Here is a 19,301-nt window from a genome sequence, read left to right on the forward strand (position 1 = left end):
AAATAAAAAATTATAAATCAAAATTATATAAATTTTATCCATAATTGTATAACAGCCCTGGCCAATAGATGAACTAATTTTGCAGTAAACAATAAAACAAATAGTATGAAAACAATACAATTAAAGACGAATATCAATTGCGGCGGATGTGTGGCAAAAGTTACCCCATCATTGAATGAAACGGTAGGTGCCGCCGGCTGGGAAGTGGATACGCAGAACCCAAAGAAAATACTAACTGTTACCACGGATAATCTGGATGAAAAGGAAGTAATTAAAGCGGTGGAAAAGGCCGGATTCAAGGCAGAAGCGCTTTCTTAAAAAACAAGGATGAACCGGGCAAGGTTTTTGCCCGGTTTATTATACAAATAGAAATAGGGAATTGTTTTAAATAGACTAATTTCATCATGTGTTTATAAAGAAATTTTCCATACAGCTAAAAGCCGCATTTCTTTTAATGATATTCGCATTGAATACCATTGTAGGTTTTGCTTGTGCTATTGGAGCAGATATGGGTTTTAATTCAAAACATCACAACGATGAAGAAGCCACAGTGTCAGTAGTTCACATTCATGGAGATGGTAAAAAACATATTCACAAGGAGAAAACCAACAGTCATAATCACGGTAATTCCCATCACCACGATAAAGCAGACAAGCATAAAACCGATAACAACGAAAAGGAGAACTGCTGCAACGACGAGGTGATCAAATTTGAACAACTTGATAAATCGCTTACCCCTTCGGTAAATGCAGTCTTCAATCCAGTATTTTTTACTGCGTTCCTTGCTTCATTTTATAATACTAATATTTTATTTTCCTCTCAGGATGTTCCCAATACCAGGTATTTTGTCCGTGGCCATCATCCCCCTATACCGGACATTCGCATAGCTATTCAGTCGTTCCAGATATGATTTGATGTAATGTTATTTCAGTGGGCATGATATTGTCATGTCCTGTAATTATTTCTATTACATTAAATCAAATTCAAAATGAAAAAGCTAATTTTCATAGTTGCGATTTTTGCAATTGCCCTTACACAAATAAGTTTTGCCCAGGATAGCACAAATCAAACACAAACTAAACTTTCCCAACTACTCAATTCCTATTATAATATCAAAGATGCTTTGGTAGCAGGCGATGCCAGCATGGCTTCAGCCAGTGCTGAAGTCTTTGTAAAAACAGCTAATGGCATTGATTACAAAGTGATTTCTGAAGGTAATATCCATGCATTACTAAAAGATGCGGGTTCTGTTTCAGAAACAAAAGACCTCAAAAAGCAACGGGAAAAATTTGCTACGCTTTCTGCCAACATGATTACACTGGCGAAGTCTATAAAGCTGGGAACAAAACCTGCTTACGAAACTTATTGCCCCATGAAAAAAAGCTCCTGGCTCAGTGATAGTAAAACAATCAAAAATCCCTACTACGGCAATGCTATGCTGAGTTGCGGTAATGTGGTGGAAACCATTAATCAATAATCCTTTCTTACAGCTAATTGGGATGCACTGGGTGTCCTGTCTTTAGCTATTCCTTAAAAATAAAAATTAATAAAGATGAAAACGCTAATTATGATCGCAGTTGCGGCCATTTCCTTTTCAGCCTGTAACAACAACGATAATCAACCGAACGAAACAACAGCTACATCAGGTGATACCGCCAAAACGGGGATGCAGTCCGCTACTACAGTAACAAATAGCAACATGGCAATAAACAATATGGTTAAAGCTTATTTGGAACTCAAAAACGCATTAGCAAACGATAACAGTAAAGATGCTGCTACAGCAGGAAGTGAGATGCAAAAAGCTGTTGAAAATGCAGACCCGGCTACCTTTTCTGCAGATCAAAAAAAGATATTTGCCGATGTAAAAGATGATGCAATAGAACATGCAGAACATATAGCAGCGAACGCAAGTAATATAGCGCATCAACGGGAACATTTTGAAACGCTTAGTAAGGACCTGTATGATATGGTAAAGGTTTTTGGAACGGGTCAAACCCTGTATCAAACTCATTGCCCGATGTATAATAATAACAAAGGCGCCAATTGGTTGAGCGAAACCAAAGACATTAAAAATCCCTATCTCGGAGCTAAAATGTCCACCTGCGGCGAAGTGAAAGAAGAACTTAAACAAAGACCATGAGCCGGATGAAAAAAATAGGGTTGGGTGTTTTGATTGTTTTAACAGGCATTCAGTTTATAAAACCTGCCAGTAATGAAAACGGGCAGGCATTGCCATCAGACATTTCCACGACAATTTCCATTCCCTCAAATGTCCAGTTGATTTTGCAAACAGCCTGTTACGATTGCCATAGTAACAATACCAACTATCCCTGGTATGCCAGCATTCAACCGATGGGTTGGCTGTTAAACAATCACATAAAGGATGGCAAAAAGGAACTCAACTTTAGTGAATTTGGCTCTTATTCGCTCAGGCGGCAATTGAGCAAACTAAAATCCATTGCAAGCCAGGTGAAAGATGATGAAATGCCCCTGGCTTCTTATACGATGCTGCACAGAAAGGCAAGACTTACTAAAGAGCAAAAAGCATTGATCACAGATTGGGCGCAGAATACAAAAGACAACCTTGAGCAAATTAAACCATAATGAAAAAAGTAAAGAAACTGATAGGTATAATTTTTAAAGCAATCTTCCTACGCAAGAAAAAATGTTGTCAATAGACATAAACTAAAATGAAATGAAAAAGATACTATTCCTCACCATGCAATTGATTTTGCTTGTTTTTTTTGCACCCGGTATTCAGGCACAAAAAAAACAAACACAAGTTATCTATACTTGTCCGATGCATCCTGAAGTGAAGATGGACAAGCCAGGTAACTGCCCCAAATGCGGAATGACATTGGTCAAAAAGACAATAAAAACAGCACAACCGAAAACGGTTCCAAATAACGAGCAGCCTGCAAAGCCAAAAGATACTGTGCCCGTTAAAAAAGAAATGAAAGACATGCAAGAAATGCGTGACATGAAGGAGATGGATATGAAGGCAGATACGAACATGCACATGCATGATAAACTGAACATGGATCATTCGGACACGGATGCAGCTAACCAGATTGGCGGAAAGGTGATCATTAATGGCGGCAAAACCGTTCGTTACGATTTATATGTTACCGATACCATGGTAAACTATACCGGCAAACACAGACATGGACTTGCGGTGAATGGTTCCATTCCGGCACCGCCACTCATTTTTACAGAAGGCGACACGGCTGAAATCTATTTGCACAATATGCTGAAAACGGAAACCTCATTCCATTGGCATGGCATCATACTTCCCAACGAGCAGGATGGTGTTCCTTTTTTAACCACTTCTGTAATTCCCGGTGGCACTACGCATTTGTACAAGTTTAAAATTGTACAAAATGGAACCTATTGGTATCATTCGCACACGGGCTTGCAGCAGCAGGTGGGCACTTACGGCGCTTTGATTTTTAAAAGCAGGGAAGACAGTGCAATGAATGGAAATGGAATGATGAAGATGAACAAACCCTACACGGCTGAACTGCCATTGGTGTTAAGCGACTGGACGGATGAACATCCTCACCAGGTTCAACGAAGATTAAGGTCCGCCAACGACTGGTATGCTATTAAAAAAGGAAGTGTGCAAAGCTATGCCGAAGCCATAGGTAAAGGATATTTTTCAACCAAAGTAACGAATGAGTGGAAACGGATGAACGCCATGGATGTGAGTGATGTTTATTATGAAAAATTTTTATCTAACGGCAAACCGGAAGCCGAAGCGCCGCAGTTTAAAGCTGGCGATAAAGTTCGGTTGAGGGTAGTGAATGGCGGCTCTTCTTCTTATTTCTGGTTGCAATATGCCGGCGGGAAAATAACAGTAATTGCTAATGATGGCAATGATGTTGTGCCGGTAGAAGTAGACCGGTTAATTATTGGCGTTGCAGAAACATATGATGTAATTGTTACCATCCCAGATAACATGAGTTATGAATTCCGCTCCACACCCGAAGACCGGAGTAGCTATACATCACTATGGCTGGGAAGCGGCATGAAAATGCCCGCACCAACCCTGCCTAAGCTGAAATATTTTGAGGGCATGAAGATGATGAATGGCATGATGAAAATGAATGGTGATATGAAGCCGATGCCAGGCATGCAAATGAGCCTGCAATCAATGGATATGAACACGGTGATGTATCCGGAAATTACCGGCAGTGAAGAAGAAAAAAGCAGTAATGGAATGCATGATATGCCAGGCATGAACATGGATGGTATGAAGGATAAGAAAGCTGATACCGCTAAAGCCGGAGAGATGCATGACATGAAGGCTATGGACAATGCAAAAATGGATACTTCGAACAGCATGAAAGGGCATGATATGCAAGGGATGGATATGGGCAGCAGTACGGACATCGTAACCCTTAATTACGCCATGCTTCGCTCCCCGGTTAAAACAACACTGCCGGATGTACCAACCAAAGTACTGCACTTTACACTGGAAGGAAACATGAACCGTTATGTATGGTCCATCAATAATAAAACCCTGGGTGAATGGGATAAAATTTTAATTAAACAGGGAGAAAAGGTGCGCATTATTCTTACCAATAATTCTATGATGCGCCACCCGATGCACCTGCATGGGCACGACTTTCGGGTGTTGGGTGCACAAGGCGAATATGCACCTTTTAAAAATACGATAGACATCATGCCGATGGAAACGGATACCCTCGAATTTGCGGCTAACAAAGATGGCGACTGGTTTTTCCATTGCCATATTTTGTACCACATGATGGCAGGTATGGGCAATGTGTTAAGCTATCAAAACTCGCCACCCAATCCGCAACTGCCCGATAAAGCAAAAGCATGGAAGCAGTTTAAGCGTAGCGAACAAATGATACATCCTTCGGCTACTATAGGACTGGAAAGCAATGGCAGTGATGCAACCTTTATGCTATCGGGCAACCGGTACGAATTACAGGGTTTATGGCACCTGGGTTTAACACCCGAACACGGACGGGAAGTAGAAGTAAATTTTGGACGCTACCTGGGAAAGATGCAGTGGTTGTTTCCGTATGTTGGCTTCGACTATCATTATGCAAAAGTGGGTGATGAAATAGAAAAAAATGCATTCGGCCAGGTGAGCAATAAAAGCGACCGCAAAACATTTGTGGTTGGTTTACAATATACCTTACCCATGCTGGTAGTGGCGGATGCCAGAGTGGATGGTGATGGTAAATTCCGTTTCCAGTTAGGCAGGGAAGATATACCACTTACCAATCGTTTAAGGTTAAACATGATGTGGAATACCGACAAAGAATATGCCGCAGGCTTGCGATATATAGTAAAAAAATGGTTTGCGCTTTCTACACACTATGATAGTGATATGGGCTTAGGTGCAGGTGTTACATTGATATATTAAGCATTACAAGTATTATATTGATAAAGTATAAATGAATAATGGCAATGAAATTTATAATTTTAGTTGCCTTACGCTAGCCAGTAATAAAATTAGCCAAACCAAAACTTAATGTAAATCAAATAATATTATGGACCATACACACCACCACACAGATCCACAACAATCATACACCTGTCCCATGCATCCTGAAGTGATCAAACCTGGGCCGGGTAAATGTCCTATATGCGGAATGGATCTTGTTCCTGTTGAACCACCTAACAATAAAGATCAGTCAGACCATCAGCATGAACATCAGCACCATCAAGCTGCAGTAAAGAATGCACACCCGGGGCATGAAGAGCATATAGCCCACGATAAACATGCCGGACACCATACCCATGATTTTTTGAAACGGTTTTGGATTTGCCTGGTGATTACTGTTCCGATATTATTATTGTCGCACATGATTCAGCAATGGCTGGGTTTTGAAATAAGATTTCCCGGCGACAAGTATGTGTTGTTAGTCCTGAGTACTTTCATTTATATCTATGGTGGTATGCCTTTCCTGAAAGGGATGGTTAGTGAAATTAAAGACAAAGCTATTGGGATGATGACCCTGGTGGCCATTGCTATCAGCGTGGCATTTATCTACAGTGTAGCTGTTGTGTTCGGTTTGAAAGGAATGGATTTTTTCTGGGAGTTGGCAACGCTGATAGATATTATGTTGCTCGGTCATTGGCTTGAAATGCGTTCGCAAATGGCTGCTTCCAAGGCATTGGAAAGCTTGGTGGCTTTATTGCCTTCAACAGTTCATGTAGAAAGAAACGGGGAAGTAGTTGACATCAATTTGAAAGACCTGCGAAGTGGAGATAAAGTATTAGTGAAGCCAGGAGAAAAAATTCCCGCTGATGGATTGGTGATGGATGGAAATTCTTACGTTAATGAAAGTATGCTTACCGGTGAAAGTGTACCGGTGAAAAAAGAAAAAGATCAGAAAGTTATCGGTGGCTCTATCAACGGAGACGGTGCGTTGAAACTGCAAATTACAGCAACAGGTAATGATAGTTATCTTAACAAGGTAATTACTTTGGTTTCATCTGCACAGGCTTCCAAATCTAAGACACAAAACCTTGCTGATAAAGTAGCCAAATGGTTAACGATTATATCTATTACAGTAGGCGTTATCACTTTTATTTTTTGGTTCAACAAAGAAAATGATCTCGCCTTTGCATTGGAAAGAATGGTGACGGTGATGGTTACGGCTTGTCCTCATGCGCTGGGTGTTGCTATTCCGTTAGTGGTTGCCATATCTACCAGTTTATCCGCCACACATGGCTTATTGATCCGCAACCGCACTGCTTTTGAGTCAGCCAGGAATATTACTACTCTCATCTTCGATAAAACCGGAACGCTTACCAAAGGCTCCCACGAGGTAGAAAAAATAATTTCGTTGGATAACAACATTCCCGAAGATCAGCTTTTACAATATGCCGCTTCGGTGCAGCAAAACTCTGAACATCATATCGCTCATGGGTTGACCCGGAAAGCCAAAGAAAAATCTTTACAACTATGGCCGGTGGAAAACTTCAGCTATATACAGGGTGTTGGTGTAAAAGGTACGGTTAATGGAAAGTTGGTTATTTCCGCCGGACCTAATTATTTCAAACAAAACAATCAACCTGTTCCTGCTACGCCTTCTTCTGTTGACCTGAGTGTTGAAACGATTAATTACCTGCTTATTGATAATAAACCTACGGGAATATTTACGCTGGCCGATTCTATACGGGAATCTTCAGCAGAAGCGATTGCTGATTTAAAGCAAATGAATATCAAATCGTATTTGTTGACCGGCGATAATGAAGACATTGCTAAGTCTGTAGCAGGTAAGTTGAAGATGGATGGTTATTTCGCCAATGTATTGCCACACGAAAAGCAGGAAAAGCTAAAAGAGTTTCAAGCCAAAGGAGAGTTGGTAGCCATGACCGGCGATGGTGTAAATGATGCACCTGCCCTGGCTCAGGCTGATGTGGGCATTGCTGTTGGTTCAGGCACCGATGTAGCTGCGGAAACCGCCGATGTTATTTTAGTAAACAGCGATCCCAAAGATGTGGTAGGAATGATCGCTTTTGCCAAAGCTACTTACAGCAAGATGATCCAGAATCTTATCTGGGCCGTAGGATACAATCTTATTGCTATCCCGCTGGCGGCTGGTATTCTTTATCCCAAATTTATACTCAGTCCGGCGATGGGTGCAGTGCTGATGAGTTTAAGTACCATCATCGTTGCTTTGAATGCTCAATTATTACGCAAACAGTTCAAATGAATTAAATAAAATTAATATCTTCCAAAATGGTGGAAACAAAGCCAGACTTTATAGCTGTTTCTATTAAATAGGCTTCTTCATCAAACTCATCGGAAATTTCATTTGCCAAAGCTTCATCAATTAACTCAAGTTCATCAAGCTCTTTAACGACTTTCATTAACCCATCCCAAACCAGTTGATTTCTCGGTCTTTTGTATGAAATTTCCAAGTCAAATCTTGCACTATAAATCTTTCTTATCTCCTCTTCTGATACAGAATTGCACCAGCTTGGAAAATCCAAATCCTTTCCTAATGCCATAACCCTATATGCAATATTAATTACGTCAATACCTGTTTCTTCAGACAGCATTTTAATTTGAGTCAGATATAGTTTTACAAAAATCAAAGGATCATCAGTTTCCTTTAGAAACCCTTTTTTGTTGATATGCTCTAAATCTAAATCCTTCATACTAAGTATGGAAGGCTTATACTCAAATTCCATATTGTAAACAAGAGGGACTTCTGTGATTTCTGTGATAGGTACGTCTTTGGGATCAACATCTAACTCAATTAATAATCGAGATGAAATTCTAAAGATGTCATAGCGCCTATGGCTAAGTAGTTTAATTATGTTTTCCTTGTGTTCAACCAGAGTGTCCTTATACTTTGCACTGATAATTGCCAACAATTTAACATACTTCAAAGAATATCCTTCCGAGTATAACCTTTGAAGAATTTGATCAACAATTGATTTGCTTCGTGGATATCCTTCAAGAAATATTTCATACAAAGAATAATTGAAATCACTTGGCATTGTAAGTATAAAGAATATGGCCTCAGCTAATAATGTCTCGTCACCTGTGCTTCCATTTACTTTTGGAGCATTATTATCTACAGGATGTGTTTTTAGCAATTCATTTCTAAACACAATAATTTCTTCATACAATATCTTTGAATCAACATTGTCTGAAAACAATTTCCAAATCTTCGGAGCATCTTTTACGAGAACTTCAAGTGCTTGGACATCGAGAGAAGTTATACTGTTGCTAAAATCATTTAATATCTTATTTTGGAATATAGCTTTTTCTTCAATTGTACTTAATAACTCAAAAGGTGCAATCTTACTACCCCCGTCGTAGAATGTAACCCATCCATATTTTTCTCCATTATTAATGGTTTTATACAAAATTTCTTTGACAATTTCTATTCTGCCCTTTTCTATTAGTCCCTTTGCTATTGAGACTACCTCTCTGGGATCATGCCTGCCATTTGCAAGTATCTCAAGAATCTCGATGTCAGAAAATTCCTTTAGTATTTGGGTATATAATCCTGCCCAATTAAAATTACGATCACCTTCTGCCTTTTTTTCTATTTTATTTAATTGTTTCCTTGTCTTTATTTCACTGGCTAAGGCTTGCATGGACAAAATTGTGCCATCATCCAGTTGCAATTCATCCGTTTTTGTTTCAGTATATCTGTCTTTTGTCTTAATCTTTCTATCAAGGCCTATGTCGCTTAAATTAATATTCCTCTTGATAGTATAATCTTGAATTTCAAGTAAGTAATCATTTCTATGCTCAGTTATTGAATAAATATTGACTTCGCTAATTAATTCATTCAATTCATCAATTGAAAGTGTCTCAGGATTATTAAATAGATTATACAAAAAGCTATTTCGTGCATAATGAACATTATCATATGCAAGAACAATCCTTGTAAAAAGTTTGACCACTATTTTCTTATACTGAGGAAGTGAGTTGGTAAGATAGCTTAAAAGAGTTTCCATGCAGTCTCCGAAATCAACCAAGCCTTCAAATAGAAAATATTGTAAAATATCAAAGCCGTTCCCGTATTTTAAAGATAGCGTGAGAATTTCTTTCGCAGGTGTATGTGATCGTGAGTTTACTTTTTCTCTGAGATGGTTGACTTTATTTAAGTAAAAGTCAATTTCTTTTGACATATCACTGTTAAACTGGTTTATCCATTCGGCAATGTAATCTAACTGATTATCATTCTCACCCCTTACATCAAGAGAAATATTCATAATGTGATTTAAAATGGCTTCCCCTTTGTCTTTCAAACCTAAATTGCACCATAATCGAATCTGTGCTATGCCTCTGTCTATCCTCTCATCAAGGTAGCCTTTCTCAAAAGCGTATGAATCAATTCTTTCCAACTGGGTTACACACCACGTTTTATTTAATCCTGATTTAGCGACCCAATCAATTATCTCTTGTATGTGTTTGGTATTCCAATATGTTTTGTTCTTTTCCCATTCGGTGCTCAGTGTATTTAGTATTTCGCTGAAAATAAGAGCTGATATTTTAGAAGTAATCTTTAAGATTAAATTAATTAATAATGACTTATTCTCGGAAACCGAATAGTCATAGCCATAATCAGAATGCCCATAGTGAAATAGTTTAAGAAAATTCTCAAAACTTGAATAATAGCCTACCGCAGCATCTCTATAACTATGATATATGTAAGCATAGGATTTTCCTAATTCTGCAAAGGCATAATAAAATGCAGTTTTTGTATGCTTTCCTGTGTTAGGCAAAAAAAGCGTGGGAGAAGTTGCAAATTCTCTTGTCGTTATATAAAAAAATCTTGAGTAATCAAATATATAGTTCAATAAGTCAGCTTCATCCAACGAATAATCAGATTTTTCGACCTTATTTGGTGCCAAAAGATTTGTGAAAATTTGCTTCGCTACATCTATATTTCGGCTACTAATAAGATTGACAATAAGCAGTCTTCTATTAATCGGATTATTCTCACCTATCTCCCAGTTTTGTAAGGAGTGAAGACAATGGCCGTAAAAGTCATTTTCGTTTGTAAGTTTACTTACTATATCAAAGTAGAAATAAAATAAGTCATACTTATCTTTTTCGTTAAGAATAATTTTTTCAAGAAGTCTTAAGTTTTCCCAGTTTCTTTTCCGAATACTAATACTCAGTATTGCTGACAAACACTCAGAGTATAAATCTCTTTTTTCTTCAGGCTGTACGTTTTCAATAGAGATTTCTTTTATTGTCAGAAGAATTTTATCAATAGGAGTAAACAGGCAAGCCGCCTTAGTCCATTTCTTAATCAAATCAATTTCATCTATTTCTCGAAAAGTATCACTATCATACCTTCTTGAATTTACAGACTTGGATTGATTCAAAATATAAGAGGGAGTGGCTCTTAGAAAAATATCATGTGCCAACTCTTCAAGTCCCTGGTCATGCAGAGTTACACAATAACTTAGAGCTTCCTTTTGTGAAACCAAAAGCTCTACATTATCGTAAACAAAAGAATTTGCCAAAGAAATTTTACCAAGTTGATGAAATGTTTCAAAGTATCCGCTTGGATTAAAATTTATATATCGTTGCTTTAGCTCAAATATTGAAATAAAACATCGAAACAAACAATAAATATCTTTGGCTTTGGAAGATGCATTAATTGAAAGTTGTATATCCTCTTTGATTAATTTATAGCTTCGATATTCAAACCATTGTTGTCGAAAATAGTCCTGAGATACATCCTGGCAGATTAGGGGAAATTCTTCAGCTTTAAAAAAATGATATATAACATTCCATTTGTATTCACTGTCAATTTGTTTAATTGATTCAGCTATTTTTAAATGAAAGGCTTTGTCAATCGATTTATCAAACAAACCTGTTAAAATATTCTTGGCTGTCTCATTTGTGAGAAATTCTTTGAAACTATTGTGAAAGAACTGCCATGTAGTACCAATCTTGTAAAAATAGTTTTCCGATAGCCTATTAATTTTATATTGACTTTCCCTTGTAAGCTTCGGGAATGAATTTAGTATATCAATATTAAAGAAAGAATGTCTAAGTCGAGAAAGTATTCCAAGTATTTCAATAAAATCTTCGTTTGTTTTATATGTATCCCAAAAGACCTTATACTCTTTGTAAATATCTCCGCTGAATATTCTCTGAGTTACAATTTCTTTCAGTGAGCCTTGACCTTTACTTCTTATTTCCTCAATAGTATAGCGAAGAAAAAGTGGATGTCCTTTTGTGTTTACATATAATTTTTCAAATAAGTCTTCTGATAAAGTTATATTATAAGAATGGAGAAGGGACTGAGTTTGAAGTTTAGATAAGGCCTTTATATTGATAATACGACTTTCTTTCTCAAGGCTATCCTTGATTCTAACATTGAGTTTTTCCAAGTTTTCAATTGTTCGTGAACCTAAGAGGAAATACACATTCTCTGGCACACTATCAGGTAAAGGAAGTATTCCGATCAAACTTTTTGAAACATCTTGTTCTCTTTCAATATGATCCAGACCATCAACTATAATTATGACCTTTTCTTCTTCCCTTGATAGCTTATTAAGTTCATTATTGAAATGTTTCTGTAAATCTTCAAAATCATCAGTAGGAAGCCTATCTTGAATAGAATATTTGGCCTGCCTAATTTGAATCAAGATGTCATGTAAAAAAGTCTTGGCCTCACCTCTAAAACCAAACTCATAGCTCATGTCTGTATTCACATAAGCATAATATTTAAATATTCGATAGTTGCAATTTTGTAGCCATTTTGTCAATAAAGTGGATTTTCCTGAGCCTGCATTGCCTATCAATGAAATATATCCCTTTGAATAGCTTTTAAGGAGTGCCTCTAATCGATTAACTGTTTCATTAATGGACTGATAGTGATTTTCATCTACAAAAAATGAATGGGTATAGTAACTCTCATACCTATTTGAAAGCCCAAAATGATTTAAAAAATCTTTTTTGCTAAACTTAACATTTCCCTTCTGTGCTATTGTTTGGAAAATTTTTTTAGTGATATCTTGAATGTCAATTCTTCGTTGTCTTTCAATATAAGAGTCAAACAGTTTGGGGACCTGATAATTAAAGACAAATGTCGTGCATTTAATAAACTCAATAAACTCGGAAGATGAGGATTTTGTTACCTCAATCATTTCTTGAAATACCGGCTTCCATTTGGCAGGCAGATTCTCGAAACTATATTTCCCATTTTTTATAGGAATCCAAAGGTTGTTCACAAATTCCTTAAATGAAGGCTTAGGTGTGCCAGCACAAGATTTAATTTTATCATTTTCTGAAGGGCTTTGCGTTGTGATAAACCTAATATCAATAAGCTTATTAACATTTGATGTTTTAATCCTTTTCCATCCAATAAACATACCTTCCAGTATGCTTTGTGTTTCAGAGGTAGTTAAAGTGTTATAGCTAAAAGAAGCCGAGTCAATGTTCTTAGTCTGAAATGCAAGAACAGATTTTTCTAAACCTATCAGGACATCATCAACTTTTCCAGCATTGTTACTTGCAAATTCAATCCACTCAATTTGGTTGCTATCATTTAATAGCGAATTATATATTTCTGTAGCAAATATGGAATACTGGAATTCATATCCCATTATTGCAGCAACTTCACCTGAACTCTTATTTAAATGAATCACAGCTACGTTTTAATTCTTTTCGTTAAGGGATTAATTTATACTTTTTAGTGAAACATCGCTTTCATCTAAACCGAACATCTTCCATATACCACCAAAGGGACATAAAGGTGTTTCTTTAGCTTTTAACCAAGGGGAATCAATACACTTTTCGTCTATTGGCATTTTTCTTTGAGAAACCTTACAATTGTCAATCATACCACAAGCCTTTTTCCCTGAAAGTAATACTTCCTTCAAATGAAAAAATATTTCCAAAAAAGCTGGTTGTAAATTTTCCTCATCCTCCTTCATTATTCTTGGTGCAGAGAACCATCTTTTTTTATCGAGATTATACAAATTAGGAGTACCTAATTTATCCTTTATTAGTCCATATTCCATAGATAAAGCCCTATCTGCCCTGTATATTTCAAGAGGGAAGCATATATTTTGGCTTCTCAAATCATACCCCTGCTCTATTGTAGTAATGAGCCATTTTCTCTCATTTTTAAAGACTTCATGGCCAAAGAGAATTGAAATTATTTTTATCAAATTGTCTTTTGCTTCGGCATAATTTTTTACAATGTCATAATTCACACCTTGTAGAAATTTCATTCCAAATTCATATATATCTTCTGCTCTCAAGGGCCTAAAAGATTCTTCTTTCATTTGTACAAGAAGGTCATAAAAAAGATGACCCGGATAGTGATACATTAATGAGAAGTCACACAAAGCATACACATATTCTTCGTTGCTACCAATCTCATCATAGATAAACTTTGAAACTTCCACCGCAATCATATAAGGGAAGATGTCATTGGGCTGCTCTTTATAATGCTTCTTCTGTGCAAGAAAAGCCATTGTTTCAACAATTCCCGCTGCACCAAATGTATATTCCGCATTTAATCCTTTCGGTGTTGTTAAGTCGAGAAAAATAAAAAGTAGTTTACTTCCGGGAAAAATTTTCTCTATCTGCTGTGAAACTTCTCTTCGTATTCCCTTAATAGTAAGATAACTTTGCTTTACAGCTTCTTTACTTCTTGGCATAAAATCTCCAAAAAGATAATTATACAAAATACCATTATCTAAAATAAATTGAGCACCTGATCCTTCTATTGGTAGACTGATTACTCCTTTTTTTAATTGCAGATTAGATATTGCTTGCCTTATTTGATCAAACTGATTCCAGGCTGAATTAATACCAAAAACAGTAGTTATATCTTGAATAAAATGCAAGTATTCGTGAAAAAATAGCTTCTGCTTGTTTTCCGGGAGCTTTTGAATGGAATCAAGATCATCAAGTATGTGCAGGGTAATGCTAAAAAAAGAAATTTCGTATTGGCCTCTCACATAATTGTATCTCATAGTAGGTTAAATATAATCTCCGCAGAAAATAATTTATCTGCTAAAATACTTAGTTTTTCTCAATAATAGATAATTTCAAAGCTATCCATGTATCTAAAAGTCAACCGATTAAGCTATTTTACGCTTTTATTCTCATTCTCTCATTCACCGAATAATCCTTTGAAACTCTTTTTTGGTGCTCCACAATTCCCTCAAATCCGGGAAAAAGTTTCATTTCATTTATTCCTAAATTATCTAAAGCATTCAATGTTAGGTAGCAGTCGGTGTGTGGTATTAGAAGCTTGAGTATTAAATTCCCAGCCGGAAAACTCTTAGAATTGTTTTGCAAGTACTCGTCTAACGGTATTTGGTCATCTTCAGGTGAAACGAGTTTCCTCACTGAAAATAAACCCTCTTGAGCTCTCAGGTTTTCATTCCCAGAATAAATAGGCCTTATTAATTCAAGATTCTTGTCAAGATACCCTTGCCCAGCAGAAACACAAGTATGATTTAAAAAGTAGACTGTAAAGTGATCCTTTTCAGAATAATTGTTTAATGCTCCTATAGCAGCAAAAAAAAGTGCTGTGTATATATTATAGCTCCAGTCTAATAATCTGGTTGGTAATCCATAGTGTTGTGCTAATGCTGCTACTTCATATAGCTCTGGAATCATCCAAGGTTTATCGTTATATTCAATCTCCCAATGAACAGGGTCTGAATGTCTGCTGACAATTCCATCTCTCCAAATTGCTATATCAGGAATTTTCAACCCTTGAATGTCCGAATTAATATAAAATTCTCTCAATACCCTGAGTTCCCTTGTATAAGTTACGTGCCTATCTATTTTATAGTTTGGATTTACAATCCTATAACCTGAAATATCTTCAAGAACCTTTCTGTTATTTTCTCTACAACCAGATGGTATTAGTTTATATTTAAGACTTCCTTCACCTCTAAAAATATAATCATTCAAGTCAATACCCTTCTGAGCCAACTTAATAGGATTTGTAAGTCAAATAGTTCTTCGACAGAGGCTAAAGGAACTTCTTTATACGCATCAAACATATCAACAGTTTTGGGCAAAAATATTGGTATAGTTTGCCGATATCAATATTTTCTTGTCAGAAGCGTATAATCTGGGTTAGTCCAAAAAGCTAAAATGAGTAAATTATAGTTTACACTATCGGTGGAATGCGAAATGCTATAAAGTTCAACCGCAAAGAATTTCATTCTAAGCTTTAATATTGTTCAATAACCTTTTGTTAATTAAACAGTTGTATATCAAAACATTGAACTTCCATTTTCTGATATCAACCTCCTCAAATCCTTCAGAAAATAGTTCGAAAATTGTCCCGACAGGACGACCTTTTCGAGGTCAAATCAAATCAATCCCTGTAAGTCTTAATTGATTTACAGGGATTTGTATTTTTTCACCTGTCAAATCATTTCAAAAAAAGCAATACCTGGATGAGTAAACAGGTGAGTGTTTTTCAGGCACAAACTTTGTACTCACCAAACCTCTCGCAATTCATTGTGATCCATTCTGTTATGTCAATTTTTATGACATTTTTTGACTGGATTTGAGATGGATTCGAACCTGCGTCCTCAGAGGATTCGAAGCTGCGGACACCATGGTTCCGAAGTGCGGACTGACAAAAGTGAAGAGTGAAAAATCATTTCAAAACCATTCAAAACAGATTGCATGAAAACACAATCATTCGGTGTTTGCTTCCTTATCAGAAAATGTAAGGCCGACAAAAAAAAAGCAGACATTTATGTACGCATTACAGTAGACGGAGAAGAAAAAGAATGCTCAACCAAAGAACAAATTGATGCATCCAGTTGGAACAGTCAAAAAGGGATTGAAAAAGGCAATAGCATCGCTGTTAAGTCCATCAACGATCACCTGGAAAACATCAGGCTCACCATTAAAGACAAGTACCGCAAACTGCAGGATGCCGCTGAACTTGTCAGCGCACAATCCGTCAAAGATGCTTACCTGGGGATACAGAGCAGTCTAAAGGGCCATAAGTTGAAAGAACTCATGACATACTACAAGAAAATCTGGGAACACAAATTGAAAAACGGCGGGTTCAAAAATTACAAAACCACCATTAAATATGTTGAATTATTTCTCTACAGTAAATATCCTTCAGGTGATGTTTATCTCTCGCAGGTAAACGGCCGGTTCGCCACCGACTTCGAACATTTCATACGCACTACGCCTATCAAAGAGTATAATCCCTGCAAGGGCAATGGAGTGGGAAAACACATCTAGCGATTTAAGCGGATATTGAACTGGGCAACCGATGTTTTGAAATGGATGAAGGAAAACCAGTGTGAAAAATATAGCTGTCCGCTGAAAAAAAGCAAACGAAAGAAACTCGATATCCAGGAACTCGTCGCACTGGAAACCAAACATCTTACCAGTGTATCCCTGAATACTATAAGGGAGATATTTCTTTATAGCTGCTATACGGGGCTTGCATTTGTAGATGCGATGGTCCTGGCAGAAGGCGATTTTGAATGGGACATTAATGGGACGGTATGGTGCAAAATATACCGTACTAAGTCCGACGAACTGTGTGCTGTTCCCATTCTGAAATCCGCCGCTGCGATCCTACAAAAATATCGAAACGATGCAAAAGAAAAAGGACGCACCACTATTTTTCCTAAGTTCACCAATCAATACGTCAACGAATCACTGAAAATAATTCAGCAGGCATGTGAAATTAATACCTACCTCACATTTCACGTTGCCCGGCATACCTTCGGTAAAACGGTACCTTTGAAAAACGGTATTCCATTGGAAACCGTTCAAATGATGATGGGGCATACAAAGATTTCGACAACACAAATTTATGCGGACGTGGATGAAGAAAAGATTATGGAGGATCTGATCCATAAAACATGGATTTTAAAACTTGATCCGTTTTATCATATAGAGTAGCTACGTACATTCAGATTGTATTACTCCCGGTGTTATGCTCAACTTCGATGCTCCCTGGGTCGAAGATCAGGAAATTTGGGAAGGTTAAAACCGAAATCGCATCAATATTCGTTTTATGGGGATTAAAAACGAGGGTTTTCATCTAATTCATCCAGGTGGTCTTCAAGACGTTTCTTTAGCTGATCTATAAAATTGGTTCTGCTCTTTTTGCGTATTCGTATTTCCTGGATAGCCCTGTACATATTTCCTGCATCCACATTCAGCCAGTTTGCAAAAAAACGAGCTATTCCCTTTAGTTGTGTACGAAAATCGGGGTACCCTCTTGTTATTTTTTCTAAAAATGAATAATTTTGGTGCTTTCATAAACTTCTTCTTTTATTGAGATGCAATGGAAAGAAACAATGATGATTTTGCGGCGTTTATCTCCATATTCAGACATGCTCTAAAAAGGGTATTCCACGAACAAAACGACATCAATGAATTAAGCCTTGAACGAGGACTTCCCCCGCACATCTGGTCAGGTATTATGGACGCTGCGCCGCTTTCAGTGGCCATCCCCAGGGAATATGGAGGAAGAGGCTGCATTGTAAAGGAATGTCTCAGTCTTCTGTCTGCGGCATCTTATGAATCATTGCCTTTGTCGCTCACTTTCGGCATCAACATTGCCTTATTCCTGGAACCTCTGGCAAAGTATGGGCATACATCGCTAAAGCAGGGGATTTTACCCCAATTCGTCAGGGAACAGCGTATGGGCGGGCTGATGATCACCGAACCTGAATTCGGGAGTGATGCATTAAACATGAAAACATTCTACAGAATTACCGGCGATGGCTATGCGATAAAAGGACACAAACATTGGCAGGGATTGACCGGGCAGGCTGATTATTGGCTGGTGACAGCAAGGAAAGACCTCGGCAATGGTGAGTTGGCCAGGGATGTGGACTTTTTCTTAACCGACAATGCGGTGGCGCAACAGCATATCAGGGTAGAAGCATTATACAACAATCTTGGCCTTTACATGATTCCCTACGGCCTTAACAATATTGATATTAGCGTACCGGAAAACCACAGGCTCCGGCCCGAAAGTACCGGTATCAAGATGATGCTCGACATTCTCCACCGAAGCAGGATGCAATTTCCGGGAATGGGAATGGGGTTTATACAACGTATGCTTGATGAGGCGTTGTGGCACTGCACAAACCGGGTAGTAGGTGCGGGAAATTTGTTGACGCTGGATTCTGTACAGTTCCAGCTATCGAGGATACAAACAGCCTTTACACTCTGTTCGGGAATGTGTGCAAGAAGCAGTGAGATCAGCGGTATTGAACATAACCTTGCCCAGGAAGGGTTGGAGGCCAACAGTATGAAAGCGCTTGTAACCGATTTGATGCAGGAATCGGCCCAGCTCTGCCTCCAGGTATCCGGCGCCAACGGATATCGTATCAGCCATATAGCGGGCAGGGGAATCGTGGACAGTAGGCCATTCCAGATATTTGAAGGTTCTAATGAAATGCTCTACACACAGATAGCAGAAATGTTACTGAAGAGAATGAAAAAACAAAAAGAAGCAAACCTTTATACTTTCCTTTCCGGATTTGAGCTGACAAGCCGCTCCGCTCTCCATTTCAGCCACCATCTGCGGTTAGAACTCAACGCGAATATTTCGCAAAGGAGATTAGTGGATCTGGGTAAAATCATTGCACGGCTTATCTGCGTACAATATGTGCTGGCGCTTCAGGAAAAAGGATTTCGGAAAGAACTTGCCGAAGGCTGCCTCTTGAATATCCGGATGGATATTGCTCATTTAGCCTCGAACTTTTCAATTAACGACCATGCCGTTTTGATCACGGAGTACGAGGCTGATAGTAACTGGGTGGATTTTACAGAGACACACAATACGAATACCAGGTGA

14 protein-coding genes are annotated in these 19,301 nt (G+C 37.8%); 10 read left to right on the forward strand and 4 right to left on the reverse strand.

The genetic code is table 11. The annotated features are described in order from the left end of the window. The first annotated feature begins 105 nt into the window (after positions 1–105). The 7 genes from PLE34_RS12150 to PLE34_RS12180 all read left to right on the forward strand — a co-directional run bounded on the left by PLE34_RS12150 (position 106) and on the right by PLE34_RS12180 (position 7,700). Complete coding sequence (locus PLE34_RS12150; protein WP_324557319.1) at positions 106–318, forward strand: heavy-metal-associated domain-containing protein; 213 nt, start codon at positions 106–108, stop codon at positions 316–318. Between the two features lie 88 nt (positions 319–406). Then, positions 407–910 carry a hypothetical protein gene (locus tag PLE34_RS12155; RefSeq protein ID WP_324557322.1) on the forward strand — a complete coding sequence of 168 codons (504 nt, stop codon included), beginning with the start codon at positions 407–409 and terminating at the stop codon, positions 908–910. A gap of 78 nt (positions 911–988) precedes the next feature. Further along, the gene (locus PLE34_RS12160; protein WP_324557325.1) at positions 989–1,477 is read left to right on the forward strand and encodes a DUF3347 domain-containing protein; all 489 of its coding nucleotides are present in this window, start codon (positions 989–991) and stop codon (positions 1,475–1,477) included. Between the two features lie 75 nt (positions 1,478–1,552). Continuing rightward, entirely contained in the window at positions 1,553–2,140 is a 588-nt protein-coding gene (locus PLE34_RS12165; RefSeq protein WP_324557327.1) for a DUF3347 domain-containing protein, read from the forward strand. Next, positions 2,137–2,604 carry a heme-binding domain-containing protein gene (locus tag PLE34_RS12170; RefSeq protein ID WP_324557329.1) on the forward strand — a complete coding sequence of 156 codons (468 nt, stop codon included), beginning with the start codon at positions 2,137–2,139 and terminating at the stop codon, positions 2,602–2,604. The genes PLE34_RS12165 and PLE34_RS12170 overlap by 4 nt, the downstream gene beginning before the upstream one ends. 91 nt (positions 2,605–2,695) lie before the next feature. Beyond that, the gene (locus tag PLE34_RS12175; RefSeq protein WP_324557331.1) at positions 2,696–5,398 is read left to right on the forward strand and encodes a multicopper oxidase domain-containing protein; all 2,703 of its coding nucleotides are present in this window, start codon (positions 2,696–2,698) and stop codon (positions 5,396–5,398) included. Between the two features lie 127 nt (positions 5,399–5,525). After that, positions 5,526–7,700 (forward strand): copper-translocating P-type ATPase, encoded by a 2,175-nt coding sequence (locus PLE34_RS12180; RefSeq protein ID WP_324557333.1) that lies wholly within the window; start codon positions 5,526–5,528, stop codon positions 7,698–7,700. 1 nt (position 7,701) lies between these two features. Here PLE34_RS12180 and PLE34_RS12185 read toward each other — a convergent pair whose 3' ends face one another. From PLE34_RS12185 to PLE34_RS12195, 3 genes are all read right to left on the reverse strand, one after another. Beyond that, the gene (locus tag PLE34_RS12185; RefSeq protein WP_324557336.1) at positions 7,702–13,122 is read right to left on the reverse strand and encodes an AAA family ATPase; all 5,421 of its coding nucleotides are present in this window, start codon (positions 13,120–13,122) and stop codon (positions 7,702–7,704) included. A 30-nt stretch (positions 13,123–13,152) separates the two neighbouring features. Beyond that, the gene (locus PLE34_RS12190; protein WP_324557338.1) at positions 13,153–14,460 is read right to left on the reverse strand and encodes a hypothetical protein; all 1,308 of its coding nucleotides are present in this window, start codon (positions 14,458–14,460) and stop codon (positions 13,153–13,155) included. 118 nt (positions 14,461–14,578) lie between these two features. Continuing rightward, positions 14,579–15,433, reverse strand: a complete 855-nt coding sequence (locus PLE34_RS12195) for an FRG domain-containing protein (protein WP_324557341.1) — start codon at positions 15,431–15,433, stop codon at positions 14,579–14,581. Positions 15,434–16,141: 708 nt separating this feature from the next. On the opposite strand from PLE34_RS12195, the gene PLE34_RS12200 reads away from it, so the two are divergent. Together PLE34_RS12200 and PLE34_RS12205 are read left to right on the forward strand one after the other, a co-directional pair. Further along, the gene (locus tag PLE34_RS12200; RefSeq protein ID WP_324557343.1) at positions 16,142–16,717 is read left to right on the forward strand and encodes a phage integrase SAM-like domain-containing protein; all 576 of its coding nucleotides are present in this window, start codon (positions 16,142–16,144) and stop codon (positions 16,715–16,717) included. A 15-nt stretch (positions 16,718–16,732) separates the two neighbouring features. Next, entirely contained in the window at positions 16,733–17,389 is a 657-nt protein-coding gene (locus PLE34_RS12205) for a site-specific integrase (protein ID WP_324557345.1), read from the forward strand. A gap of 122 nt (positions 17,390–17,511) precedes the next feature. Here PLE34_RS12205 and PLE34_RS12210 read toward each other — a convergent pair whose 3' ends face one another. Beyond that, positions 17,512–17,718: an RteC domain-containing protein gene (locus tag PLE34_RS12210; RefSeq protein ID WP_324557463.1), complete on the reverse strand. Its 207-nt coding sequence runs from the start codon at positions 17,716–17,718 to the stop codon at positions 17,512–17,514. A gap of 59 nt (positions 17,719–17,777) precedes the next feature. On the opposite strand from PLE34_RS12210, the gene PLE34_RS12215 reads away from it, so the two are divergent. Then, the gene (locus PLE34_RS12215; protein WP_324557348.1) at positions 17,778–19,301 is read left to right on the forward strand and encodes an acyl-CoA dehydrogenase family protein; all 1,524 of its coding nucleotides are present in this window, start codon (positions 17,778–17,780) and stop codon (positions 19,299–19,301) included.

It is taken from the genome of Agriterribacter sp. (assembly GCF_035445465.1).
In the GTDB taxonomy this organism is placed as follows: domain Bacteria; phylum Bacteroidota; class Bacteroidia; order Chitinophagales; family Chitinophagaceae; genus Agriterribacter.